The 25,004-nt window shown below is 71.0% G+C and carries 19 protein-coding genes and 1 pseudogene; 10 read left to right on the plus strand and 10 right to left on the minus strand.

The window, feature by feature from the left end; all coding sequences use genetic code 11:
• Nucleotides 1-210 precede the first annotated feature (210 nt).
• The 4 genes from AB0D57_RS37055 to AB0D57_RS37070 form a co-directional block, all read right to left on the minus strand.
• A complete protein-coding gene (locus tag AB0D57_RS37055; protein ID WP_362083760.1) occupies nucleotides 211-1,434 on the minus strand; it encodes an MFS transporter in 1,224 nt (407 codons plus the stop codon).
• A gap of 192 nt (nucleotides 1,435-1,626) precedes the next feature.
• The gene (locus tag AB0D57_RS37060) at nucleotides 1,627-2,664 is read right to left on the minus strand and encodes an endonuclease/exonuclease/phosphatase family protein (RefSeq protein WP_362083763.1); all 1,038 of its coding nucleotides are present in this window, start codon (nucleotides 2,662-2,664) and stop codon (nucleotides 1,627-1,629) included.
• A gap of 258 nt (nucleotides 2,665-2,922) precedes the next feature.
• Nucleotides 2,923-3,543, minus strand: coding sequence for a TetR/AcrR family transcriptional regulator (locus AB0D57_RS37065; protein ID WP_362083766.1), 621 nt, complete (start codon nucleotides 3,541-3,543; stop codon nucleotides 2,923-2,925).
• Nucleotides 3,544-3,681: 138 nt separating this feature from the next.
• Nucleotides 3,682-5,280, minus strand: coding sequence for an MFS transporter (locus AB0D57_RS37070; RefSeq protein WP_362083769.1), 1,599 nt, complete (start codon nucleotides 5,278-5,280; stop codon nucleotides 3,682-3,684).
• Nucleotides 5,281-5,515: 235 nt separating this feature from the next.
• Between AB0D57_RS37070 and panB the strand changes: the two genes are divergently transcribed.
• From panB to AB0D57_RS37085, 3 genes are all read left to right on the plus strand, one after another.
• A complete protein-coding gene (gene panB, locus AB0D57_RS37075) occupies nucleotides 5,516-6,382 on the plus strand; it encodes a 3-methyl-2-oxobutanoate hydroxymethyltransferase (RefSeq protein WP_362083772.1) in 867 nt (288 codons plus the stop codon).
• Between the two features lie 287 nt (nucleotides 6,383-6,669).
• Nucleotides 6,670-7,710: an ATP-binding cassette domain-containing protein gene (locus AB0D57_RS37080; protein WP_362083775.1), complete on the plus strand. Its 1,041-nt coding sequence runs from the start codon at nucleotides 6,670-6,672 to the stop codon at nucleotides 7,708-7,710.
• Nucleotides 7,707-8,531 (plus strand): ABC transporter permease, encoded by an 825-nt coding sequence (locus AB0D57_RS37085; RefSeq protein WP_362083778.1) that lies wholly within the window; start codon nucleotides 7,707-7,709, stop codon nucleotides 8,529-8,531. The genes AB0D57_RS37080 and AB0D57_RS37085 overlap by 4 nt, the downstream gene beginning before the upstream one ends.
• Nucleotides 8,532-8,553: 22 nt before the next feature.
• On the opposite strand, the gene AB0D57_RS37090 is transcribed toward AB0D57_RS37085, so the two are convergent.
• Nucleotides 8,554-12,189 carry a BTAD domain-containing putative transcriptional regulator gene (locus AB0D57_RS37090; protein ID WP_362083781.1) on the minus strand — a complete coding sequence of 1,212 codons (3,636 nt, stop codon included), beginning with the start codon at nucleotides 12,187-12,189 and terminating at the stop codon, nucleotides 8,554-8,556.
• A gap of 189 nt (nucleotides 12,190-12,378) precedes the next feature.
• On the opposite strand from AB0D57_RS37090, the gene AB0D57_RS37095 reads away from it, so the two are divergent.
• Nucleotides 12,379-13,176, plus strand: a complete 798-nt coding sequence (locus AB0D57_RS37095) for a site-2 protease family protein (protein WP_362083784.1) — start codon at nucleotides 12,379-12,381, stop codon at nucleotides 13,174-13,176.
• On the opposite strand, the gene AB0D57_RS37100 is transcribed toward AB0D57_RS37095, so the two are convergent.
• From AB0D57_RS37100 to AB0D57_RS37110, 3 genes are read right to left on the minus strand one after another with little or no spacing between them, the layout of a single operon-like run.
• The gene (locus tag AB0D57_RS37100) at nucleotides 13,169-13,393 is read right to left on the minus strand and encodes a hypothetical protein (protein ID WP_362083787.1); all 225 of its coding nucleotides are present in this window, start codon (nucleotides 13,391-13,393) and stop codon (nucleotides 13,169-13,171) included. The genes AB0D57_RS37095 and AB0D57_RS37100 overlap by 8 nt on opposite strands.
• A gap of 27 nt (nucleotides 13,394-13,420) precedes the next feature.
• Nucleotides 13,421-14,125, minus strand: a complete 705-nt coding sequence (gene npdG, locus AB0D57_RS37105; RefSeq protein WP_362083790.1) for an NADPH-dependent F420 reductase — start codon at nucleotides 14,123-14,125, stop codon at nucleotides 13,421-13,423.
• Between the two features lie 37 nt (nucleotides 14,126-14,162).
• Entirely contained in the window at nucleotides 14,163-15,278 is a 1,116-nt protein-coding gene (locus AB0D57_RS37110; protein ID WP_362083793.1) for a sialidase family protein, read from the minus strand.
• Nucleotides 15,279-15,401: 123 nt separating this feature from the next.
• On the opposite strand from AB0D57_RS37110, the gene AB0D57_RS37115 reads away from it, so the two are divergent.
• Nucleotides 15,402-16,004 (plus strand): hypothetical protein, encoded by a 603-nt coding sequence (locus tag AB0D57_RS37115; protein ID WP_362083796.1) that lies wholly within the window; start codon nucleotides 15,402-15,404, stop codon nucleotides 16,002-16,004.
• A gap of 174 nt (nucleotides 16,005-16,178) precedes the next feature.
• Here AB0D57_RS37115 and AB0D57_RS37120 read toward each other — a convergent pair whose 3' ends face one another.
• A complete protein-coding gene (locus AB0D57_RS37120) occupies nucleotides 16,179-16,424 on the minus strand; it encodes a hypothetical protein (protein WP_362083799.1) in 246 nt (81 codons plus the stop codon).
• A 59-nt stretch (nucleotides 16,425-16,483) separates the two neighbouring features.
• Here AB0D57_RS37120 and map point away from each other — a divergent pair, with 59 nt between their 5' ends.
• Nucleotides 16,484-17,341: a type I methionyl aminopeptidase gene (map, locus tag AB0D57_RS37125; RefSeq protein WP_362083802.1), complete on the plus strand. Its 858-nt coding sequence runs from the start codon at nucleotides 16,484-16,486 to the stop codon at nucleotides 17,339-17,341.
• A gap of 200 nt (nucleotides 17,342-17,541) precedes the next feature.
• Nucleotides 17,542-18,210, plus strand: coding sequence for a biliverdin-producing heme oxygenase (locus tag AB0D57_RS37130; RefSeq protein ID WP_362083805.1), 669 nt, complete (start codon nucleotides 17,542-17,544; stop codon nucleotides 18,208-18,210).
• 169 nt (nucleotides 18,211-18,379) lie between these two features.
• Here AB0D57_RS37130 and AB0D57_RS37135 read toward each other — a convergent pair.
• Nucleotides 18,380-19,978 (minus strand): annotated as a pseudogene (locus AB0D57_RS37135) (site-specific integrase).
• A 254-nt stretch (nucleotides 19,979-20,232) separates the two neighbouring features.
• Between AB0D57_RS37135 and AB0D57_RS37140 the strand changes: the two are divergent.
• Genes AB0D57_RS37140 through AB0D57_RS37150 form a run of 3 tightly spaced genes read left to right on the plus strand, consistent with a single transcriptional unit; the run spans nucleotide 20,233 to nucleotide 24,988 of the window.
• Entirely contained in the window at nucleotides 20,233-21,003 is a 771-nt protein-coding gene (locus tag AB0D57_RS37140; protein ID WP_362083808.1) for a hypothetical protein, read from the plus strand.
• Nucleotides 21,000-23,261: a hypothetical protein gene (locus AB0D57_RS37145; RefSeq protein ID WP_362083811.1), complete on the plus strand. Its 2,262-nt coding sequence runs from the start codon at nucleotides 21,000-21,002 to the stop codon at nucleotides 23,259-23,261. Before AB0D57_RS37140 ends, AB0D57_RS37145 begins: the two co-directional genes overlap by 4 nt.
• A gap of 2 nt (nucleotides 23,262-23,263) precedes the next feature.
• Nucleotides 23,264-24,988, plus strand: coding sequence for a hypothetical protein (locus tag AB0D57_RS37150; RefSeq protein WP_362083814.1), 1,725 nt, complete (start codon nucleotides 23,264-23,266; stop codon nucleotides 24,986-24,988).
• The last annotated feature ends 16 nt before the right edge of the window (nucleotides 24,989-25,004 follow it).

The raw sequence follows: 25,004 nt of genomic DNA on the forward strand, positions 1-25,004 counted from the left end.
TCCGGGCTGGTCTCAACCCGGCTGGTGCCGAGAGCGGAAGACCTGACGGACCGCGGGTCCGCCAGGCAGCTTGAGCCAGGAATCCCCTCCCTTCACGGAGGGGAGGATTCAAAGTACGGTGACGAGAATTCGAACTCGCACTCTCAGCTCGGGAGCGGAGGCAAGGGGGCGGGGGGGGGCGGAACAGACCCACCCCCGCCCCCGACCGAGTCAGTGGTGAACGTGCTCCGGGTGCGGAGGCACGTGCGCCGCGATCAAGCGGCCCGGGGCTCCCGCAGGGACCAGCGCCCGGCGGCGGTCCACCGCGTACGCCACCCCCGCCACCCCGAGGCCCAGCACGGCCAGCCCCGCCCCGGCCAGTGCCGGCGACGTCGCGCCGAAGCCCGCGGCCAGGGCGAGGCCGCCGATCCAGGCGCCGCCGGCGTTGGCGAGGTTGAAGGCGGCCTGGTTGGCGGAGGAGGCCAGGGACGGGGCCGCGGAGGCCTTCTCCATGACGATCAGCTGGAGCGGCGAGCCGGTGATGAAGGCCGCGGCGCCGAGGAGGGTGACCGCGACGGCCGCGCTCCACTGGGCGGTCATGAGAACCGGGAAGAGGGCCAGCACCGCGACCAGCGATGCGAGACCGCCGAAGAGCGTGCCGCGCAGGGAGTGGTCGGCGAGGCGTCCGCCCACCAGGTTGCCCGCCGTCGAGCCCACACCGAAGAGGGCCAGCAGCAGCGTCACGCTGGACTCGGCGTAACCGGCGGAGTCCGTGAGCATCGGCGTGATGTAGCTGTACGCGGAGAAGAGCGCGCCGAAGCCCGCCACGGTCGTACCCAGGGACAGCCAGACGGGGAGGGAGCGCAGGGCGGCGAGCTCGCCGCGCAGGCCACCGGTGGGAGCGTGCGTGTGGTCGTGCGGGATGAGGAGTGCCAGCGAGGCGATCGCCACCAGGCCGATCACGCTGACGCCCAGGAAGGCGGCCCGCCAGCCGAGGAGTTGGCCGATGAACGTGGCCGCCGGTACACCCACGATGTTCGCGACCGTCAGACCGAGGAACATCAGCGAGACGGAGCGGGCCTTGCGCTCGGGGGCGGCCAGGTTCGTGGCGACGACGGCGCCGACGCCGAAGAAGGCGCCGTGCGGCAGGCCGCTGAGGAAGCGGGCGGCGAGGAGCCAGTGCTCGTCCGGGGCGAAAGCGGAGAGCGCGTTGCCGGCCACGAAGAGGACCATCAGGGCGATCAGGACCTTGCGGCGGGACATCCGGGCCGTGGCCGCGGCGAGCAGCGGGGCGCCGATCACCACGCCGAGGGCGTACGCGGAGACCAGGTGTCCCGCGCTGGGTATGGATATGCCCAGGTCGTCCGCGACATCGGGCAGCAGGCCCATGATCACGAACTCGGTGGTGCCGATGCCGAAGGCGCCCACGGCGAGGGCGAGCAGGGCCAGAGGCATGAGGGGCCTTTCAGGGGAGCGAGCGGAGAAGCACGTACGACGAGCAGAGAAGCGCGTGACGACGAGCGGCTGAGCACGTACAACGCGCGGCGAAGCACGTCCGGACAGGGACGTGCCCGTGCACGCCGCTGTGCACGGGCAGCTTAAGTTCAGCTATGGAACAAAGGCTCTCAGGCCCAGTATTCCTGGAGGTTAAGATCCGGTTGCGGTGACCTTGACACGCGCGGCGATCGGAAGGTGGTCGCTGCCGGTCTCGGGCAGGGTCCAGGAGGTCACCGGCTCGACGCCCTTGACCATGATCTGGTCGATCCGGGCCATCGGGAACGACGTCGGCCAGCTGAACCCGAAGCCGCTGCCCGCCGCGCCCTGGGTGGAGCGCAGCTGCGAGGTGACGGCTTTCAGCGCGCGGTCGTTCATCGTGCCGTTGAGGTCACCGAGCAGAACGACCTGCCGCAGCGGCTCATCGGAGATGGCCTCACCGAGCGCGTCGGCGCTGGTGTCGCGCTGGCGGGCGGTGAACCCGGCCTCCATCTTCACCCGGACCGAGGGCAGGTGGGCGACGTACACGGCGACCTGTCCGGCCGGCGCCGTCACCGTCGCCCGCATCGCACGGATCCAGCCCAGCTTGATGTCCACCGGCTCGATATCGGTCAGCGGGTACTTGCTCCACAGCCCGACGGTGCCCTGCACGGAGTGGTACTTGTACGTCGGGGCGAGCGCCTTCTCGTACGTCGACACCGCCGCTTCCGTCAGCTCCTCCAGGGCCAGGACGTCCGCACCGGACGCGGCCACCTCACGGGCGGTGCTTGACGGGTTCGGGTTCTCCGCGTTGACGTTGTGGGTGGCGACGGTCAGGTCGCCGCCGCTGCCGGTCCTGTCGATGAGCAGTCCGCCGAAGAGGTTCAGCCAGACGATCGCGGGCACCAGGGTGGCGATCAGGGCGGTCGCGGACGTCCGCAGGAAGCCGAGGATCAGCAGGACCGGGACGCACAGGCCCAGCCATGGGAGAAACGTCTCCATGAGGCTGCCCAGGTTGCCGACGACATTCGGGATCTGCGCGTGCAGCACCATCACCAGGGCGAGGAGCAGCGCGAACACCGCGAGGACGAGGCCGCGGCGCCAGATGCCACGGTCGCCGCGCCACTTGTCCAGCAGGCGTCGAAGTCGGGGTCCCCGGCGCTCGGGCCCCGAGCCTCCACTGCCCGTCTCCGTCATGTACGCCTGCGCCATACCGTCGCCCTCACAAACTGCCGTGCACACCGTCTCTCCCGCGCTACGACCCTAGGGGATGATCGGTGTCGTTCCTGCCGTGCCATGACGGCCGTACGGGCACTGGGACGTACAACTCGGCGTTCGAAGTTCCGAATGGGGGCATCATGCACGCCCTCTGTGACGAAACGCTCACATGCGGTGCGCCGGCAACCGACGACAACGCCGCAGATCGGCGTGCCGGACCCCGCGTCCCCGGCATGATCCGCCGGACAGGCCCTAAGGCTGGTCGGGCCGCAGTCCCTCCAGCACTCTGTCGACGATCTGCGCCGCGAGGTCCTCGGGGAGCTCGGCGTCCGGGCGCAGCACCGCGCGTACGAGCATGGGGCCCATGAAGAGGTCGTTGAGCAGCTCGATGTCGACGTCCTGGCGGAGTTCGCCGTCGCGCTGTCCGCGGCGCAGGACTTCGAAGGTGGTCCGGCGTCGTGGGGCGATGACGGTGGCGTGGTAGGCGGCCCAGACCTTGGGGCTGCTCTTCATCTGGGCGTAGACGTTGTGCAGGATCACCGACGAGCGGCTGGCCAGGCCTCGCCGGCGCAGTGGTTCCAGCAGGGCGATCAGGTCGTCGCGCATCGAGATGCCTGGGAGCTGCGGGTCCGGGGGTTCGGTGGCGCGCAGGACGTCGACGAAGAGTTCCTCCTTGCCGCTCCAGCGGCGGTAGATGGTCGCTTTGCCGACGCCCGCGGTGCGGGCGACGCGCTCTATGGAGATGTCCGCGAGGGGAACGCCGTCCTCCAGGAGTTTCATGACGCCCTCGATGATCGAGCGCTCCACGGCCTCGCTGCGGGGGCGTCCCCTGGCGGGGCCCGCCTGCCCGGGTCGGCTGTCGGCGAGGCTCACGCGTCGGCTCCGTTCCTTCTATGGTTCTTCGATTTCTGCGCTGGTTCTTCGATCCGGCGACGGCTCCTCGATTCCCGCGATGGTTGCTCGATGCGCCGGGGTGCTCCTTTACTGCTCCGCTCCTTTACTACTCCACTACTACTCCACGCCCACCAGCTCCTCCTCCCCCTCCCCCTCCTCCTCCTGCTGCCCGGCCGTTGTGCGGCCCGGCAGGAACAGGGCGACGATCACCGCGCCGAAGACCGCGACCGCCGCGCCGCACAGGGCGGTGACGTGCATGGCGTGCAGGAAGGCGTCGTTGGCCGGGGCGATCAGGGCATCACCCTTGGGGCCGAGCCGGGCGGCGACGCCGAGGGTGGCCTCGATGGACTCGCCCGCGGTGTGGCGCAGGCCGGGCGGGAGGAGGGAGAGGCTGTCGTCGATGCCGTTGCGATAGGCGGTGGAGAGGACCGAGCCGAGGATGGCGATACCGAGGGCGCCGCCGACCTGGCGGAAGGTGTTGCTGAGGGCGGACGCGGAGCCCGCCTTCTCACGCGGCAGGGCCTGCATGATGACGACACTCGTCGGGGTCATGATGTGCGCCATTCCGGCGCCCATGAGGAAGAAGACGACTTCGAGGATCCAGATCGGCGTGTCCGCCTCCAGCAGGGCGAACGCGCCGAGTGTCGCGGCGAGAAGCAGCAGGCCCCCGGTACAGGTGGCCTTGTGACCGATGCGGTCGACGACGAGACGGGCGCGCGGCGCGAAGTAGAGCTGCGCCGCGGCGAGCGGCAGCATCAGCAGGCCGGTCTGCAGCGGCGAGTACCCCCGCACGCTCTGGGTGTAGAAGACGGAGAAGAAGGTCACGCCCATCAGCGCGAAGAAGACGAGCGCGACGGCGGACATGGCCGCCGAGAACACCTTGTTCTTGAAGTACGTGACGTCTATCGACGGGTGGTCGCTGCGCTTCTCATAGACGACGAAGAGGACGAGGACGGCGAGCCCGGCCCCGATGGCCGCGAGGACCGTCGCGTCGGTGAAGTCGGCCACCTGGCCGCCCTCGATGATGCCGTAGACGAGCAGCACGAGCCCGATGACGGACAGCACGACACCGACCAGGTCGACACGGCCGGGCTTCGGGTCGCGGGAGTCCGGGACCAGCCAGAACATCAGGACGATCGCGAGCAGCACGATCGGCACATTGACCAGGAAGACCGAGCCCCACCAGAAGTGGTCGAGGAGTACGCCGCCGGTGATCGGGCCGACCGCGATGGCGACGCCGACGCCGCCCGCCCAGATGCCGATGGCCTTGGGCTGCTCCTCGCGCTCGAAGACGTTCATGAGGACGGCGAGGGTGGCGGGCATCACGAAGGCGGCGCCGATCCCCATCACGGCGCGGAACACGATGAGCTGGACCGGCGAACCGGCCTCCGCCGCCAGCGCCGAACCGATGCCGAAGAGGGCGAGACCGGCGAGCAGCACCTTCTTGCGGCCGAGCCGGTCGCCGAGGAGGCCCGCGGTGAAGAGCAGCCCGGCGAAGACGAGCGTGTAGGCGTTGATGGCCCACTCCAGCTCGCTCTGGGTGGCGCCGAGCCCGGCGGGCGCGGGAGTCGAGATCGTTTTGATCGCGACGTTGAGGATCGAATTGTCGAGCACCACGATCAACAGGCTGAGCATGAGCACGCCGAGAATGACCCAGCGGCGCCTGTGCACCACTTCGGGCACCCGCCGTTCGGCGGCAGCAGCGGAAGTCGTCATGGGGCAGACCCTAACGAGATTCGATACGGGACCGTATCGTATCGTAAATCCTTTACAGAGACCTTACGACTTTTACGGAGACCTTGCCCGGCGACACCGAGACCCTGCGCGACGAGTGGAGGCGCAGACGCATGTCGCTCGACCCGGTCTGGCACCCGGTGGCACGAGGTGCCACCATGGAGGCGATCCGGGGACGCCGTCAGGGCGCCTCGAGATGACGTAAGGAGCCGTTGCAATGACGCAGCTTTCGGCTGCCCCGACCAAGCCCTCCGACGGCAGCAAGGCGCTGTACGGGGGCAAGGGCACACGCCGTATCACTGTTCGCGACATCGCCGCCGCCAAGGAGCGCGGCGAGAAGTGGCCCATGCTCACCGCGTACGACGCGATGACCGCGTCCGTCTTCGACGAGGCCGGCATCCCGGTCATGCTCGTCGGCGACTCGGCGGGCAACTGCCACCTCGGGTACGAGACGACCGTGCCCGTCACCCTCGACGAGATGACCATGCTGTCGGCCGCGGTGGTACGGGGCACTGGTCGCGCCCTGATCGTCGCCGACCTGCCCTTCGGGTCGTACCAGGAAGGCCCGGTCCAGGCCCTGCGTTCCGCCACCCGCCTGGTCAAGGAGGCCGGGGTCGGCGCGGTGAAGCTGGAGGGCGGCGAGCGCTCGCACCGCCAGATCGAGCTGCTGGTCGAGTCCGGCATCCCCGTCATGGCCCACATCGGGCTCACACCCCAGTCCGTGAACGCCATGGGCTACCGAGTCCAGGGCCGCGGCGAGGAGGCCGCCCAGCAACTGCTGCGCGACGCCAAGGCGGTCCAGGACGCGGGCGCCTTCGCCGTCGTCCTGGAGCTGGTCCCGGCGGAGCTCGCCGCCGAGGTCACGCGCACCCTGCACATCCCGACGGTCGGTATCGGCGCGGGTCCGCAGACCGACGCGCAGGTCCTCGTCTGGACCGACATGCTCGGCCTGACCGGCGGCAAGGTGCCGAAGTTCGTCAAGCAGTACGCCGATCTGCGCGAGGTCATGGGCAACGCGGCGAAGGCGTTCGCCGATGACGTCGTCGGCGGAACGTTCCCGCTGGAGGAGCACTCCGTCCACTAGGGCCTGTCCGGCGGATCAGGTCGCAGGAAAGCAACGGCGCCTGATAATCGCCGGTGGGCGTGCCAGGCCCCGCGTCTGCGGCATGATCCGCCGGACGGGCCCCAGGGCCCGTCCGCCCCCTGAGCCACTGTGGCACGAAGGCAGCCCGCCGAAATCCCCCGTCGGCGGGCTGTCGCCGTTTCCGACGAACATCCTGTCGCCGATATATCGGCGACCGTACGCCTCTGTAGGCGGTCTGTCGGCGGTCTGTCGGTGGGTTGTCGGTGGCGGCTGGCATCTTTGTCGGCATGACGCGAATCGACAAGAACCCCGGCATCGGCACCAGGGGTGCCGTCACCGTGCGGGGGCTGGTCAAGCACTACGGCGAGACCAAGGCACTGGACGGCGTGGACCTGGACGTCCACGAGGGCACCGTCCTCGGCGTGCTGGGTCCCAACGGCGCCGGCAAGACCACCCTCGTGCGCATCCTGTCCACCCTCATCACCCCCGACTCCGGCCAGGCGACGGTGGCCGGCTACGACGTGCTGCGCCAGCCCCGCCAGCTGCGCCGCGTGATCGGCCTCACCGGCCAGTACGCCTCCGTGGACGAGAAGCTCCCCGGCTGGGAGAACCTGTACATGATCGGGCGGCTGCTCGACCTGTCCCGCAAGGACGCCCGCCGCCGCGCCGACGAACTGCTGGAGCGCTTCTCGCTCACCGAGGCGGCCAAGCGCCCGGCGTCGACGTACTCCGGCGGTATGCGCCGCCGGCTCGACCTGGCCGCCTCCATGATCGGCAGCCCGGCCGTCCTGTTCCTGGACGAGCCGACGACCGGACTCGACCCGCGTACGCGCAACGAGGTCTGGCAGGAGGTCAAGCGCATGGTCGCCGACGGCGTCACCGTGCTGCTCACCACCCAGTACATGGAGGAGGCCGAGCAGCTGGCCTCCGAGCTGACGGTCGTCGACCGCGGCAAGGTCATCGCGAACGGCCGCATCGACGAGCTGAAGGCGCGGGTCGGCGGCCGTACGCTGCGCATCCGCCCGGCCGACCCGCTGGAGCTGCGCCCGACGGCGCTGGCGCTCGACGAGTTCGGCCTCACCGGCCCGGGCAGCGCGACCGTGGACATCGAGACCGGCACCGTGCTCGTCCCGATCCTCAGCGACGAGCAGCTGACCGCGGTGGTCGGCGCGCTCACCGCCCGCGGCATCACGCTCGCCGGGATCGCCACCGAACTGCCCAGCCTGGACGAGGTGTTCCTGTCCCTCACCGGCCACAAGGCCAGTGCCCCGCAGGACGCTGACGCCCAGTCCCCCGAGTCCCCCGAGTTCGCGGAGGTCGCCGTATGAGCGCCGCCACCCTGACCCCGCCCGCCACCGCCGAGCTCGCGGACGGCCGGATCGGTCTGCGCGCCAACCTGCGCCACATCGGCGCCCTGGTCCGCCGCAACCTGCTGTGGATCCGCCAGGACCCCGAGTCGATGTTCGACGCGATCCTGATGCCGATCGTCTTCTGTCTGCTGTTCGTGTTCGTCTTCGGCGGCTCGATCGCGGGCAAGGGCAACCAGGACGAGTACGTCAACTACGTGGTCCCCGGCCTGATGGCGATGATGGGCATGAACATCGCCATGGGGGTCGGCACCGGCTTCAGCCAGGACTTCCAGACGGGCGTGATGGACCGCTTCCGGTCCCTGCCGATCGCCCGCTCCTCGGTCCTGATCGCCAAGATCGTGGTCGAGCTCGGCCGCATGCTGGTCGCCACGACCGTGCTGCTCACGGTGGGCTTCATCCTCGGCCTGTCCGTGTCGAGCGTCGCCGGGCTGCTCGCCGCCATCGGTCTCGCGGCGGTCTTCGGCTTCGGCATCATGTGGATCTTCCTGACCTTGGGCGTGGTGATGAAGAACGCCCAGTCGATTCAGGCAATGGGGTTTCTCGTGCTGTTTCCTCTGCAGTTCGGTTCGTCCATCTTCGCCCCGACCGACACCATGCCCGGCTGGCTCCAGGCCTTCACCGACTACAACCCGCTCTCGTCGCTGGCGGACGCGGCCCGCGGCCTGATGAACGGCGGCCAGCCGATCGCCCACGACGTGCTGGTGACGCTGATCTGGGCGGCCGGCCTGACCGCGGTCATGATGCCGATCGCCGTCCACAAGTTCCGTACCAAGAGCTGAAGTCGGGCAACCCCGGTCCGCGTCAGATGAGGGCGGCGGCCTCCTCCACGGAGAGCCCGCCGCCCTCGGCGTACGCGGCCTCGAACGCCGCGGGGTCGAGCACGGCCCGCACGTCGGCCTCGGCCTGGGCGCGCACCTCGTCCTCCATCGGGCCCACGAAGTGGCCGGCCGGCAGCAGATGGTCGGCGGCACCGAGGAGCCGGGCCGCGTCGGGGGCGCGGCGCCCGCCGTCCTCGCCCATGATGGCGATGGCGGCGGTGGTCAGATGCCCGGAGGTCAGGTGCGGCGCGATCATCTGCGCCAGCGGGTCACCCGCCCGTGCCATCGCCGTCCGCACCTTCTCCAAGGCTGCCGCGTACTGCCCTTCGCGCGCGTCCAGCCAGGCCTCGACGCCCAGCACGAAACCGTCGAAGACCACGAAATTGACGCCTTCGAAGTTCGCGCGCAGCAGGCGCATCTGCTCGTGCGCCTCGGCGATCCGGCCGGTGCGGCCGAGCCACATCGCCAGGAACAGCCGGGAGGCGGGCATGGCCTCGCTGAGGGTTCCCTCGCCCTTCGCCAGGACGTCCCACAGCATGCGCTCACCGCGCTCGGCGTCGCCGCCCTCGATGAGTACGCCGCCGAGCCGGGCGCTGAGCACGGCCGCCTGGGAGTGCGCGCCGAGCCGTTCGGCGTGTGTGATCGCCTCCGCGTAGTCCGCGGCGGCGAGCTCGTACTCGCCCCGGCGCTCATTCGACTCGCCGCGGGCGGAAAGCGCCTCGGCGACGCCCCAGGAGTCTTCCAGCCGGGTGAACAGGTCCAGTGCCTCATTGGCGTCGCGGGTCGCGTCGCCCGCCCAACTGGCGCGGTTGGCGAGGATGTTGGCGCGCAGCTGGAGGGCGGAGGCGAGTTCCCAGTCGTAGCCGAGTTCGCGGCAGGTGCGGACGGTCTCGTCGATGACGGAGCGCATGCGGTCCAGGTCGCCGGTCAGGAGCACGGCGTAGAACCAGAAGCTGCCGGGAGTGCGGCAGGTCTGCGGGAGGCCGGGCCGGTAGGTCTGGCTGACGACGCGTAGTTTCTGCTTGGCCTGCGGGGTCTCCCAGGCCTCCAGGTCCATGTCCATGCAGGCGAGGTGGACGAGGTGCACGCCGCGGCGGGCCTCTTCCAGGACCTCGGGGCGCATCGGTGGCGGGGCGTCCGTGCAGCTCTCGCGCAGGGGGGCGGCCGGTCGGACGGGCTCCGTGAAGGGGTCGGGGCCCAGCGCCATGACCTCGCGGGACCAGTGGCGGGCCATCAGGCGCAGGTCGCGCATCTGCCAGTACCAGGTCAGCGAGAGCACCAGGCAGAGTGCCTCCTGCTCGTCCTGTGTGGCGACCGCGTGCTGGAGGGCGGCGCGGACGTTCTCCGACTCCCGTTCCAGCCGTTCGATCGCGGCGCGCTGGCCGGAGCCACGCAGTTGGGGGTCGGTGGTGCGGGCGAGTTCGCGGTAGTAGGTGAGATGGGCGCGCTCGGCGGCGGCACGCTGCCCGGCCTCGTCGAGGCGCTCGCCCGCGTACTCGCCGACGGTCTCCAGGAGCCGGTAGCGCATCCCCGCGTCGGTCGAAGGCGCGGCCACGACCAGGGACTTGTCGACGAGCGAGCCGAGCGCCTCCAGCACGGCGGGCCCGCAGACCGCCTCGGCGGCGGCGAGGTCGCAGCCGCCCGCGAAGACGGACAGCCGCCGCAGGACGTCCCGTTCGTCCTCGTCGAGAAGGTCCCAGGACCAGTCGACGACGGCCCGCAGGGTCTGCTGGCGCGGCAGCACGGTACGGCTGCCGGAGGTCAGCAGCCGGAACCGGTCGTCGAGCCGGTCGGCGATCTGCCGCGGGGTGAGCATCCGCAGGCGGGCCGCGGCGAGTTCGATGGCCAGCGGCAGCCCGTCGAGGCGGCGACAGATCTCGGCGACCGCGTCCGGGTCGTCCTCGATCCGGAAACCGGGCCGCGCGGAGGCCCCCCGGTCGGCGAACAGCTGCAGCGCGAACGGCTGCGGCAGCGGCTCCACCGGCCGCAGCAACTCCCCCGGTACGCCGAGGGGTTCACGGCTGGTGGCGAGCACCGTCAGCTCCGGACACCTCTGAAGCAGCTCCTCGACCAGATGCGCGGCGGCGTCCACGACGTGCTCGCAGTTGTCGAGGATCAGCAGCATGCGGCGTCTGGCGCAGTGCTCGGCGAGTCGACTGAGGGGGTCGTCGTGCCGGTCGACAGCCCGCATCTCCTCGGCTCCGGCGCCGCGCAGCACGGTCTCGCGCGCTCCTACGGCAGTGAGTACGGCCTCGGGAACGGCCTCCGGGTCGTCGACCGGGGCGAGTTCAGCCAGCCACACCCCGTCCCGCGCCGCGTACGCCACGGCCTCCGCCGCCTCCTGCGACAGCCGCGTCTTCCCGGCTCCGCCCGGCCCGAGCAACGTCACGAGCCGGGCGGAGGCGAGGTCACTCCGGATGGTGTCGATGTCGGCCGCCCGCCCGACGAAGGAGGTGAGCCGGGCGCGGAGGTTTCCGGGGGGCGGGGGTGTGGGGGTGGGACGGGTACGGGAGAGGTCGGCGGACCCCAGGGCGGGGGCGGCGCTGCCTTCGGCGGGGGAAGCGTCGCTTTCCGCGGGGGTGATGCCTTCCGCGGGGCTGTTGCCTTCGGTGGGGGCGGAGGCGCCGTCGCGGCGCGGGGAGGTGCCCGGGGCCGGAGTTCGGGCGTCGGCCGCCGCGGCGCCGCTCACGCGCGCCCCGGGCGGAGTGGCGGCGCGCCCGGTGGTTCCGTCCCGCCCCACCGCTTGCGCCGCGTCTCCTGCGTCGGGAGCCGGAGTGCCGGCTCCCGCGGTCCGGACGCCGGAACCGTCTTGACCGGCGCGGTGCGCGGCGGTGTTCCAGGTGCCCCCGCCGTACCCCCCATGACCATGCCCCGCCGCGGCAGCCCCATCAGCCGGCGCCAGCAACTCCCTGTGCAGGGAGCGGAGTTCGGGCCCCGGGTCCGAGCCCAGACGGTCGGCCAGCAGCCCGCGTACCGACTCGTACGCGGCGAGGGCCTCGGCGGGACGGCCGGCGTCGCGCAGGGCGCGCAGGCGCAGGGCGTGGAGGGGCTCGTCCAGGGGGTGGAGGTCGCACAGGGCGATGAGTTCGGGCAGGGACTGTTCGGCACGGCCGAGGGCGAGGGCCGCGGTGAGCTGGGCGCGGCGCACATCGAGGTGGCGGGTCTCCCAGCGGGCCGCCTCCGCGGTGCGGTCCGGGAGGTCGGCGAGGGCGGGGCCACGCCACAGAGCGAGGGCGTCGTCGAGGACCGCGGCCGCCTTCGCGGGGTCGTCGTCGGCGAGCGCGCGGATACCCTCGCCCGCCAGCCGCTCGAAACGGTGCAGGTCGATGTCGTCGGCCGCCGCGGCGAGCCGGTAGCCGCCGTCCGCCGAGTCCACCGCGTCCGGCCCGAGCGCCCTGCGCAACCGCCCGACCAGCGCCTGCAGCGCACCGGGCGCGTCGGCGGGCGGGTCGCCGTCCCACACCTCGTCGACCAGGACGGCCGCGGGCACGGTCCTGCCCGGCCGCAGCGCGAGCACGGTCAGCAGGGCGCGCAACCGCGCCCCGCCGACCGGGACGGGCGTGCCGTCGGAGCGAAGTGCCTGGGTGGTGCCGAGAATGCGGTAATGCACGGGGTCCATTGTCTCTGGTGCCGTCAGGTGGTCGCCGTCACGTGACTGCCCTCACGTCACGGCCGTCGCTCGCGGGCGCCCCTCACGCCCTCACGCCCCCACCTTCTCCGGAACCAATGGCCGATCGCGAGACGTTTTCGGCATGAGCCCGGTACGGTCGGGCAGGCCCAGCACATGCGTACCAGTCCAGGGAGCCCCATGACCACCGCCGCGACCCGCCGTAGCGACCGGAGGATCAGCCCCGTCTTCGTCGGGATCGTGGCCGTCACCGCGGTGACCGGCTGGGCGACATGGACCGGTTTCGCCGAGCAGCCCGGCGTGGCCGTGTTCCTGTTCGTGACGGCCGCCTGGATCGTCTCGCTCTGTCTGCACGAGTACGCGCACGCGCGCACCGCCCTGCACAGCGGCGACATCTCGATCGGCGCCAAGGGCTATCTGACGCTGAATCCGCTGAAGTACACGCACGCCCTGCTGAGCATCGTGCTGCCCGTGCTCTTCGTGATCATGGGCGGGATCGGTCTGCCGGGCGGCGCGGTGTTCATCGAGCGCAGCCGGATCCGGGGCCGCTGGAAGCACAGCCTGATCTCGGCGGCGGGCCCGCTGACGAACGTGCTGTTCGCGGTCGTCTGCACGGCGCCGTTCTGGCTGGACGCCCTGGACGGCGTGCCGCGCGACTTCCAGTACGCCCTCGCCTTCCTGGCGCTGCTCCAGGTCTCTGCCGCGATCCTGAACTTCCTGCCGGTGCCGGGCCTGGACGGCTACGGCGTCATCGAGCCCTGGCTGTCGTACAACGTCAAGCGCCAAGTGGAGCCGTTCGCGCCGTTCGGCCTGCTGTTCGTGTTCGCGCTGCTGTGGGTCCCGTCGGTCAACAGCGCGTTCTTCGACCTGGTCGACTCGGTCCTGAGCAGCCTGGGTATCAGCGACCTGGAGACGTACTGCGGTCAGGAGCTCTACCGCTTCTGGCAGGGCAGCAACGAGTTCTGCTCGGTCAACTGACGGACCTGCCGCGCCGCGTGTAGTACCAGCACATGTTGGACGACAGCCCGGCCAGCAGCACCCACACGATCCCCAGCCAGCTGCCCTGGACGAAGGAGACGACGGCCGCGGCGACGGCGAGGACACAGACAGCGAGCGCGTAGAGGGCGAGGCGGGGCATGGGGGTCGGCTCCTGACGGACGGACGAGGACGTTTTACGGCGTCCAGTGTCCCCCATGCCCGTACACCCTCTACACGTCTGTCTCTATACGTCGGTGACCCGCAGGCCCGCGTGCGCCTTGTAGCGCCGGTTCACGGAGATCAGGTTCGCGACCAGCGACTCGACCTGGTGGGCGTTGCGCAGTCGGCCCGAGAAGACTCCGCGCATGCCGGGGATGCGTCCGGCGAGCGCCTGCACGATCTCCACATCGGCGCGCTCCTCACCGAGGACCATCACATCGGTGTCGATCTCCTCGATCTCCGGGTCCTGGAGGAGGACGGCGGAGAGGTGGTGGAAGGCGGCCGTGACGCGCGAGTCCGGGAGCAGGGCGGCGGCCTGTTCGGCGGCGCTGCCCTCCTCGGGCTTCAGGGCGTACGCGCCCTTCTTGTCGAAGCCGAGCGGGTTGACGCAGTCGACGACGAGCTTGCCGGCCAGCTCCTCGCGCAGGGATTCCAGGGTCTTGCCGTGCCCGTCCCACGGTACGGCGACGATCACGATGTCGCTGCGGCGCGCGCACTCGGCGTTGTCGGCGCCCTCGACGCCGTGCCCGAGCTCCTCGGCGGCGCTCTGCGCGCGCTCCGCGACGCGGGAACCGATGATCACCTTCTGGCCGGCCCTGGCGAGCCGGTAGGCGAGGCCCTTGCCCTGCGGGCCGGTGCCGCCGAGCACGCCGACGACGAACCCGGACACGTCGGGAAGGTCCCAGGGGTCCTTGGCGGGGGCCTTCTGTGCACTGTCGGTAGAGGTCATGGGCCGACTTTACGTCCGCCCCGGCTCCCCCACCGGCTCAGGTGAGCTCCGTCACGGGCACCCCACGGAAGGTGATCGTCTCGTACGCGCCGAGGTCGCCCGTCTCGTAGAGGAGTCCGACCGTGGACGCGTCGACACGGACGAGGTCGGAGTACGCGGCGGGCAGGCCGTCGACCCTGAACGCCGATCGCCAGGTCATGCCGTTGTCGGAGGAGGCGCGGAGGGTCATCAGGGCGCGGGCGGCGGGGGCGGCGGGGCCGGAGAAGAGGAGCAGGTCGGGGTCGCGGAGCTGGAGGACGCCGGCCTGACAGACGGGGCCGGCCAGTCCGGCCTGCGGGCGGAAGGGCTTCACGAGGGTCCTGCCGCCGTCCTCGGAGTGGGCGTCGGCGCGGTTGCCGGGGGACGGGGCGGGCGGGCGGGAAAACGGGGCGGGCGGGCGGGAAGTGGAGTGGTGGGTGCGGGTGTTGAAGTAGACGCGGCCGTCGGGGAGTTCGGCGGCGGTGGTCTCGTTGGCGTTGACGTAGCCGGTGGTGCTGTCGTCGACGTAGCCGAGGAACCAGGTCTCGCCGCGGTCGTCGCTCAGCAGGCAGTGGCCGCCGTAGTACTGGGGCTCGTCACCGACGTCCGTCCTGGTGGGCGGGACGCTGTGGTTGGCGGGGACGACGACCCGGCCGGTGCTGAGCTGGAGGGCGTGGCCGGGCGTGGTGGCGTACCAGCGCCAGCCCGCCTTCTTCACCGACTCGGTGATCTCCTTCAGGCCCGTCCAGGTGACTCCGTCGTCGTCGCTGTGCTGCACCCACACCCGGCGCCCGTCGAGGTCGTCCACCTCGCCGCGCCGGATCTCGTCCTCGGTGACGGAGGCGGCCGCGCGGACGTGCACGAGCAGGACGCGGCCGGTGTCGAGGACGACGGGGGCGGGGTTGCCGGCGAGGTCGGTGCCGTTGTTCGCGACGGCCTGGAGCGGCCCCCAGGTGCGGCCGCCGTCCGTCGACCGCTTCAGCACGATGTCGATGTGACCGTGATCGTGGGCAGAGTCGACCCGGCCCTCGCAGAAGGCGAGGAGGGTGCCGGAGGCGGTGCCGACCACCGCGGGGATGCGGTAACTCGCGTATCCCTCACGGCCCGCGCGGAAGGGGACGGTGACCAGTGCCATGGGCGGACTCCTCGTGCGACGTCGTCATCGGTGATCTCCGGTGACTGGGCCCCTTGCCCACATCGGGCGAATTCGTGGTGAACTCCTCATCAATAGTGGCCGGTTGCGGCAGGATGCGGTCGCATGGATGCCGTACGGGTCGCATTGCTGCGCGAAGTTCTCGCCGGGACCGAGTGGTTGGGTGCCACGCGGCGGTTCGCGGGAGCCCTACGGGGGTCCGTGGTGACGTACGGGGGCGGGCTGCTGCTCGTGGGCACGGCGGAGTACGAGCCATGGCATCTGGCCGCGCATCTGGTGGACGAGGCGGCGTGGTCGGGCACCCCGGAGCTGTCGCCGACGCTGGTGCGGCACGGGGCGCGGGACTCGGACCCGGCCCACCTCGCGGTGGGACTCGGCCGCGTCGAGGCCGCACGCCGCGGGGAGAGCCTGCTCGTGGTGTCCCCGTCCGCGCTCGGGGCTCCGCTGCTGGAGCGGATCCACGACGCCCGGCGGGCCGGGGCGACGGTGTTCGCGCTCGACGCCGGGGACCGCGAGCTGGGGGCGATGGCGCACGAGTCCCTGACCGTGCCGCCGGGTCAGGAGCTCGACCTCGACACCGTTCAGCACCTCGTCAGCGCGGCGGCCGGGGAGAACTCGCTGCCCTCGCCCCGGGGCCGCCGCCGTTTCCGTGACCGGCTCTCCCGGCTCGCGGACCAGCTGACGGCGCCGCCGGCGGCTCGGTGGTAGGACACCGGACGGGGCCTCGGGTTCGCCGCCCGTGGTCCGGAATCCGGCGCCGGACCAGGTTCTCGCCCGGGGCGCGAGTCGGCGCCGGCTGTTGTACCCGTCTCGCTGGTCTCAGCCGTCTCGCAGGGCCCCGTCGCCTCGCCGGTCCCAGCCGTCTCAGCGATCCCGGCCGTCTCAGCGATCCCGGTCCCCCTCCGGGTCCGGGTCCGTTGCCGTCGCATCGTGCCACTTGGGGTCCGTCTCCCACTCCAGGTTGCGTTCCTGGGCGGTCTGCATCGCCTGTTCGGCCTCCTCGCGGGTGGTGTAGGGGCCGAAGCGGTCCTTGGCGGGGCACTCGGGGCCCTCCTCGACCTTCTGGTGAACCAGGCAGTAGTACCACTCGCCGGGCTTGCCGACGGTCCGCTTCTTGAAGAGGGCCATGACCGGCTCCTTTCGCCACGGACAATGGTCCCCCATGCCCGCTGGATAGACTCGCTGGCATGTCTGGCCAGTCGCTGCTCGTACCAGGAGAGCTCTCTCCCACCCGTCCCGTCCCGGGAAACATCCGGCGCCCCGAGTATGTGGGCAAGCCGGCCCCCACGCCGTACACCGGTCCGGAGGTGCAGACCCCCGAGACGATCGAGGCGATGCGGGTCGCCGGGCGGATCGCCGCGCGGGCGATGGCCGAGGCCGCCAAGCTGATCGCGCCCGGCGTCACCACGGACGAGCTGGACCGGGTCGCACACGAGTACATGTGCGACTACGGCGCCTACCCCTCCACCCTCGGCTACCGCGGTTTCCCCAAGTCGCTGTGCTCCTCCGTCAACGAGGTCATCTGCCACGGCATCCCCGACTCCACGGTGCTGCGGGACGGCGACATCGTCAACCTCGACGTGACGGCGTACATCGGCGGCGTCCACGGCGACAACAACGCGACGTACCTCGTCGGCGACGTGGACGACGAGTCGAAGCTCCTCGTCGAGCGGACCCGCGAGTCCCTCAACCGCGCGATCAAGGCGGTCAAGCCCGGCCGCCAGATCAACATCATCGGCCGTGTCATCGAGTCGTACGCCAAGCGCTTCGGCTACGGCGTGGTCCGGGACTTCACCGGACACGGGATCAACTCGTCCTTCCACTCCGGGCTGATCGTTCCGCACTACGACAGCCCGCACGCGACGACGGTGATCCAGCCCGGAATGACCTTCACCATCGAGCCGATGCTCACGCTCGGTACGCATGAGTACGACATGTGGGACGACGGCTGGACCGTCGTGACGAAGGACCGCAAGCGGACGGCGCAGTTCGAGCACACGCTGGTGGTGACGGACAGCGGCGCGGACATCCTGACCCTGCCGTAGCGGACCGCGTTCCACCGCTTTCAGCCCGCCCTGTCCACAGGGCGGGCTTTCTCATGTGGGTCCGCCTTCTTATGTGGGGCCGATCGCGAATCCGGGTACGTTTTTACCGACAGGATGTCGGGAACCAGTTGACTTAGGTAAGCCTAACCATAGAAAATTTCAGTGACTCTCGCCCCTCCCTCTTCGGCACCGGAGGCCCCATGAACGCGACGGACACGTCGAGCACGCCCTTCTCGACTCTCCTCCGCACCGCTTCGCACGAGCTGCACATGGAGGCGAACACCTCGACGTTCATGAGCGACCTGCTCGGCGGCAGGCTCGGCGTCGAGGCGTACGCGCGCTACACCGAGCAACTGTGGTTCGTGTACGAGGCACTGGAGGCGGAGACCGAGCGGCTGGCGTCCGATCCGGTGGCCGGGCCGTTCATCCAGCCCGAGCTGCTGCGTCGCACCGCGCTGGAGCGCGACCTGGCCCATCTCCGGGGCCCCGACTGGCGCGCGACGCTCACCGCCCTGCCCTCGACCCAGGCCTACGCCGCCCGCGTCACGGAGTGCGCCCGCACCTGGCCCGGCGGCTACGTCGCCCACCACTACACCCGCTACCTCGGCGACCTCTCCGGCGGCCAGGTCGTCCGCGACAAGGCCGAGCGGGCCTGGGGCTTCGCCAGGAAGGGCGACGGCGTCCGCTTCTACGTCTTCGAGGACATCACCAACCCGGCCGCGTTCAAGCGGAGTTACCGCGAACTGCTGGACGGAGTCCTCGCCGACGACCTGGAGCAGCAGCGAATCATCACCGAGTGCAAGCAGGCATTCACCCTCAACACGGCGGTCTTCCACGCACTGGCCGCCGAGTTCCCCTTGACCGCGTAACCCCAAAGCCGTTCCCTCGCCCCTGCCGCCCCTACCCGACCCACCCCTTTCCTGGGGGCTCCGCCCTCAGACCTCCGCTCTCCTTAAAGCGGGCGTCGCAGGTTCGAATCCTGCCGGGGGCACAACGCATTACCGCTCTGACCTGGGGTTTCTCCCCCAGGGAGGGGTCCTATTCGGCCTCGGACGTCTCGTCCGGGGCCGTTTGCGTGAGCGGTGCGTGAGCGGACGGGGCGCCAGGCCCCGATATCTCTCCGGATGGATCAACACCATCCAGCACGCGCTGTGCGCGCGGCACGAGCCGGGCCGCGGCCTCGGCGATCGCCAGATCCGCCTCGGGAAGCAGGCTCGTGTAGGTGTCGGCGGTGATCGAGGAGTGGCCGAGCATCTCCTGGATGTCCTTCAGGTCAGCCCCGGCCGCGTGGGCCAGCGTCGCAGCCCCGTGGCGCAGGTCGTGGAGCCGGACGGGCGGGAGACCGATCTCCTCTTACAGCTCGACGAAGCGCCGGGTGACGTTGGCGGGGTGGAGCATCTCGCCGTTCTCCTTGGCGAAGACGCGGCCGGTCTCCACCCAGGCGCTCGCCCACTCCACGCGGTCCTTGTCCTGCTGGGCACGGTGCCGCTTGAGGGCCTGGACCGTGTCGGAGTCGAGCGCGATGGTGCGTGCGCCGGCATCGGTTTTGGGGTCGTCCTAGTACACCTCCCAGCCGTCCACGACGAGTTGCTTGGCGACGGTGATGAGACCGGCGTCCAGGTTAGTGTCGGTCCACTTCTGGCCGCATGCCTCGCCCCGTCGCAGTCCGCGGAACGCGATCAGGTGGAACAGCGCGTACAGGCGGTCTTCCGCGATGTGATCGAGGAAGAGGCCGGTGTGCTCCGGCGTCCAGACCATCACTGACGACGGCTTCTCGCCGGTGCGTTTCCAGTAGAGGATGCGTTCCTCGGTCCATACGAGGGCCTTGGGCCGCTTGCCCGCGTCCAGCTCGACGTGGGCCGCCGGGTTGAAGGTGACGAGCTGCTGGGCGATCGCTGCGTTCAGCGCGGCGCGCAGCGTGGAGCGAACCCGCTGGCGCGTTGCCGGACCGACGATGCGCCGGTAGGGCTCCATGCCTGCGATGGCCGCCTTCATCGCCTTGCGGCGGGCGCGGTGCTCACGCCCCTTCCAGGGGATCTGGGCGAGGTCCTCGATCGCCTTGCGGCGGGCTGCGTTGCCCTCCGCGATCTCGACGTTGGCCTCGGCGATGGCCTCGAACATCTCCGACAGGTGAGTGACCCGGAGACGGTCCAGCCGCAGGTGCCCGATCCCTGGTTTGAGGTGGACGCGGATGTTGCTCTCGTCGCGGCTGATGGCGCTCTGCCGCCCCTTCTTGCCGGCGAGCCACATGTCCAGCCACTCGCGGACGGTGAGTCGGTTCGTCAGGTCCAAGCCGTGGCTGAGGCGCCTGCGGGTCGCGTCGATGTCGGGCAGTGGGGCCTTCTCGTCGGCCACCTTCTCCAGCAGCTCGGCGATCTGGGCCAGGCCCTCGGCGTCGTCGGCGCTGGCGAGACCGATGAGCGCGCAAACGTGGTCGAGGTCGGCCTGGGCGGCTTTGAGGGAGTCGTAGCCGGCGCGGCTGAAGGAGCGGCGGGTGCCGTCAGTACGGGGCGGGAGCTCCTGGCGTATGGAGTAGGAGCCGTGCTTGCGGCTGGTGAGCTGGGGGCACTTCTTGCCGAGCGGCTTGCCGGTCTCGGCGTCGCGGCAGTAGCAGCGGCGGTGGGTGGAGCCCTTCAAGGGCGTTCCTCCGTGGTGGTGTCGTGTCCCGCCCGCCCTCGACGATCAGTTTGTTCACGCGCCCTGAGTCAGATGGGCCGAGGGCCGAGTTGGCACTTCGCGGGTTGGAGCGAAACAGCACGGAGCTCACTCGAACTCTTGCCGCAGAGCGTTTCCGGCCAATCTCGTGCGTACGCCAAATGGCGTAGACCAGCTTTCTGCGGATGCCGTCTACTGGTGGAGCCGATCGCAGGGAGCACGGGGGAGGTCCGCACATGTCAGGGGAAGCCAAGCATCACTGGATCATCGCGCTGGACATCGAGAACTTCAGTCCGCGTCGAGACCCTGTGCAGCGACGGGTTCGGGCCGCGATGTACCGCGTTCTCGGCGGCGCGATGGAACGTGCCGGGCTCGCGGCGACGGACACCGTGTCCGAGGATCGCGGCGACGGCGTACTCATGCTCATCCGATCGTCCGTGGCACCCGCGGTGATCGCCGGGCCGTTCGTGCGCGAGCTTGACGAGGGGCTCGGCGAATACGCGCAGGAGGCCAACGAGGATCACGCGGTCCGGCTGCGGATGGCACTGCACCAGGGCCTGGCGACAGACGACGAGCACGGCTGGTCGGGCGACGCGGTCAACACCACCTGCCGGATCGTCGACGCCCAGCCGCTGCGCGACGTCCTCGCCTCCGCCCCGTCGGCCCGGATGGCGTTCGCCGTGTCGGACGAGGTCCATCGCGCGGTGATCCGGCATGGCCACCGGGGAATCGACGCCGCGGCCTATCTGCCGTTCGACCTCACCACCAAGCACGGTGAGACGATCAGTACCTGGATCACGGTCCCCGGCTACCCGGCCCCTCCGGGACTGCCCGCGCCGGCCGCTGGGCCGCCCTGCGACCAGGAGGCGCCGACCGAGACGGACGGGCAGCAGAGCACCGCCGCCGACCGGCCCTCCGTCGTGCAGCACGCGCAGACCGTGCAGGGCGACCAGGTCGCCGGGTCCAAGCACGTGACCGTCCACAACACAGGGAATGTGCGGCTGTGACGGCGGCCGCAGCGGGAGGACCACCGGCCGCCGGTGATCCAGGGGGGAGCCAGCCGGCGGCCGGGCCGGGGGGACCCACGGGGGACGGTGCGCCCAAACCGTCCGCCCCGGGTGCCGGCCAGGAGCCGGCGAAGGACAGACAGGACGGCCCGCCCCAGGCGCAGCCGGCCACGGAAGGCGACGGCGGGGCGGAGACTCCGCCGCCCCCGCAGTCCGGACCCGGCGCGGAGTCGTACGAGGCGACCGGTCAGCTGGGGCAGGGTTCGCAGCGCCGAGGACTGCTGCAGAACGCCGTCGCCAACGTCGAGGGTGACATGGTCGGCGGCGACAAGTACGTGGTGGTGCTCGGTGGGCACAAACGCCGGCTGCGGGTGCTGTCCCCGCTCATCGTGGAACGGGTCCGGTTCGCCTACAGCGCGCCCGCCGACCTGCCCGACGCCCGCGAGGCGCTCGCCAGACAGCGGCTGCTGATCCTGCGCTCGGCGGCCGGGCACGGCAAGTCCGCGATGGCCGTACGGCTGCTGCTCGGCGCGTGCCGGGGTGCGGTCTACCACCTGGACAGCGGGGTCGACTTCGCCTCGCTGGCCGAGCAGCTGGAGAACGACAGCGGGGTCATCGAGCGCGGTGTCGGCTTCCTGCTGGAGCGGCCCGAGGACATCGGAAACCTCGGCCGGGAGACGTACGAGAAGGTGCAGGGCGCGCTGTCCCAGGCGGACGCGTGGATGGTCGTCACGGTGACGGACGGCGAGCTCGCCGACGGTGAACTGCTCGTCGGTGTACGGGATCTGACGGACGCTCCGCAGCCCCTGGAGGTCGTGCGCGCGCATCTGCGCTGGCGGCTGGGGGAACGCGACGCCGACCGGCTGCTGACGCGCGAGGACGTACGGGACGTGATCGCCGAGCTGGTGGGCGGCCTCCCGGCCTGTCGGCAGGCCGGGGACCTCGCCGCCGCGATGATCGAGCAGTACGACCTGCACGGCGTCGTCGACCTGGACCGGCTGCGTGAACACCGGGCCCGGCTGGAGGCGGAGGACTTCGAGATCTGGGCCGAGAGTCTGCCCGACGCCGGCACGCGCAGCTTCGCGCTCGCCCTGGCGGTGCTCAACGGGCTGCCGCAGGAGGACGTCGCCCAGGCCGCCCGTTCACTGCGCGAGCGGCTGGAGGACGACGGACCCTACCTCCGGGCGCCCGGGCCCGACGGACGCCCGGTCCGGTCCAAGGACCTGTTCGAGACGCCCCGGCGACGGCAGCTGCAGCACCTGCGCGCCCAGGAGCGGGACAAGCCGGGCGGCGAGCCCGGGACGATCATCGAGTACAAGGACTCCGGGTACGCGCGCCGGGTGATCCTGCACGCCTGGACCCAGTACGAGATCCAGGGCGAACTCCTCGACTGGCTGGACGAGTTGGTGGTGCACCCGGCGGAGCAGGTGCGCGTCTACGCGGCGGCCTCCGGGCTCGGGGTGCTGGCCGCCGAGGCCTATCGGTACATCGAACGCCGAGTCCTGGGGCCCTGGGCGCGCAGCGACAGCGCGCTGCGCCGCACCGCCGTCGCCTACGCGCTCTCCGTGGCCTGCCAGGACCCCTGGGTGCGGGAGCAGGCGACCGCACTGGTGGGCGGCTGGTACGCCGACGAGCGGCCCCAGGTGCGGGCGGCCGCGGCCCGGGTGCACGGGCTGGGCGCGGTGTCGGGACGTCCGGTGGAGGAACTCGCCCGGCTGTTCGCGGTGGACAGCGTGACGGTGGCGGTGGCCGTCGGCTGCGCGCTGGCCGATCTGGTCGCCGACGATCCCGACGCGGCCGGCTCGGTGCTGCCCATGCTGCGGGACAGGACCGGCGACCACCGCTCCGGCCGGGCGGCGGTGCTCGCCTTCCTGATCGTCGCGGCACAGGTGGTCGTGGAGACGAAGGACGTCGACCCGGGAGCCGCGGTGCCCGAGTGGCCGACGCTGCTGTACCTGGCGCACCGGCGGCCCGAACTGCGGGACTCCTTCGTGTGGTTGTGGCGTGCGGCGCTGAACGAGTCCTTCTTCCACGACGAGGCGGAACAGGTCGTCGGCGACTGGGCGAAGCTGGCCGAACGGGACTCCGAACTCCGCGAGATGTTAAGGCTGCTGGTCGGCGCCATCGCCCACGGCGATCAGCGTTCGGGCCGGATCCTGCGCTCCTGCGCCGACGACTGGGTGCACCCGGACCGGATCGTCGGGCTGCCCCTCACGGCGGCCATGGTGCACGCGCAGCTCGACATGGAAGGGGTGTGAGGATGAGCGTCTCCCTGATTCTCAACGAGCGGGTGATCTCCCGCAGTCGGGTGGGCGAGCTGCCCAACCTGCCGCCCTCGGTGGCGATCGTCTACCCGGTGGAGGGCGGACCCTTCGAGGTCGAGACCGTCCGCACCTTCGGGCAGCGCTGGTTCGGCAAGAACCGGGCCTGCTACGTCGTCGACCTCAGCGACCACAGGCGCCAGGCGTCCGTCAGCAAGACCCCGCTGACCTGCAAGGACGGCGGACACCGGTTCCAGGCCACGATCGACATCGGCTTCCGGGTGCACGACCCGGTGATGGTGGTGTCCAGGAACGTACGGGACGCGTTGACGGTCGTCTATGGATACCTCACCGACCGCATCCGGCTGCAGGCCGCGCGGTTCGCCATCACCGAGGCTATGGCGGCGCAGCTGGCCGTCAACCAGGAGCTGGACCGGGAGATCCGGCTCCCCGAGGGCATCACCATCTACTACTGCAAGGTCCAGATGGAGCCCGACCAGGCCGCGGCCAGGTACATCCAGGAACTGGAGGAGGCGCGGCGCCGGGCCAGGCTCGGTGTGCACGTTCACGAGGCCAGACGCTCGGAGACCTACTCCGACGAGGACATCGAGGACATCAGGGCGGCCGGCCGCCGGCGTCGGCAGTCAGAGGAGCGGGCCGCGCTGGGGAACACACGGCTCGACTTCGACAACCTGATCCGCGAGCACCTGGTCCGCCACCCCGAGGAGACCACGCACGCCCTCGAACTGCTGGCGCGGGTCCGTGAGACCGAGGCCACCCAGCACGAGATCCGGGACCAGCGGCACGCCGAGATGGTCAAGTACCTCATCGAGCGGGGCGTCGTACGCGAGGTCGACCTGCCCGGCCTGCGCCAGGGTGTGCTCGGTCCGAGCGCGCCCGGCACCGGAGTCGCGGGTGTACTGGAGCGGCCCGACGCCGGACAGCCGGCCTCCTTCGCCTCCGGTGCGACACCCGGCGGCCCCAACCACTCGGCGTCCGCGCCCGCGGCGGCGCAGGGCGGGCCCGTGCAGTGGGGCGGCAGCACTCCGGCGGCCGCCGCCGCGCCGCCGAGCGGACTGATACCGGTGTACGTCGTCCTGGACACCTCGCAGGCCGCGGCCGGCTGCGTCACCGACCTGGGCAACGCGCTGCGCTCGGTGCAGACGCTGCTGGCCAACAGCCCCGACGTGGCCGCCGCCATCCGGCTCTCGGTGATCACCTACGCCGACGGCGCCGACGTGGTGCTGCCGCTCACCGAGGTCTCCTGGCGCACCGGCGTCCCGGGGCTGAGCACATCGCCGGGCTGCCGTTACCGGCCGGTGCTGCGGCGGCTGCTGGACCTGGTGCCGCTGGAGACGGAACGGCTGAAGGAGCAGGTGTCCCGGGTACTGCGGCCCGTCGTGTTCTTTCTGGCCGTCGGCCAGGCCGAGGACGACACCGAATGGCCGGCGGCACACGCCGATCTGATGGCGCACAAGTACTTTCCGCACGTCGTGGCGTGCGGCATCGGAGCGGACCGGGACCGGGTCGTGCAGCGCCTCGCCTCCCGCCCCGAACTGGGCGTCGTCGCCGTCGAGGGCGCGGATCTCGCGCAGTCGGCGGTGCAGTTCTCCGTCCTGTTGCAGCAGACGCTGCTGCATCTGGGCCGGAGCGCGATCGCGGGCGGTATGGAGTTGAAACTCGACTGCCCGCAGGGCCTTCGGCCCGCCACGCAGGAGCAATAGAGCGGCTGAACAGCAA

Source organism: Streptomyces sp. NPDC048275 (genome assembly GCF_040652275.1).
Lineage (GTDB): Bacteria > Actinomycetota > Actinomycetes > Streptomycetales > Streptomycetaceae > Streptomyces.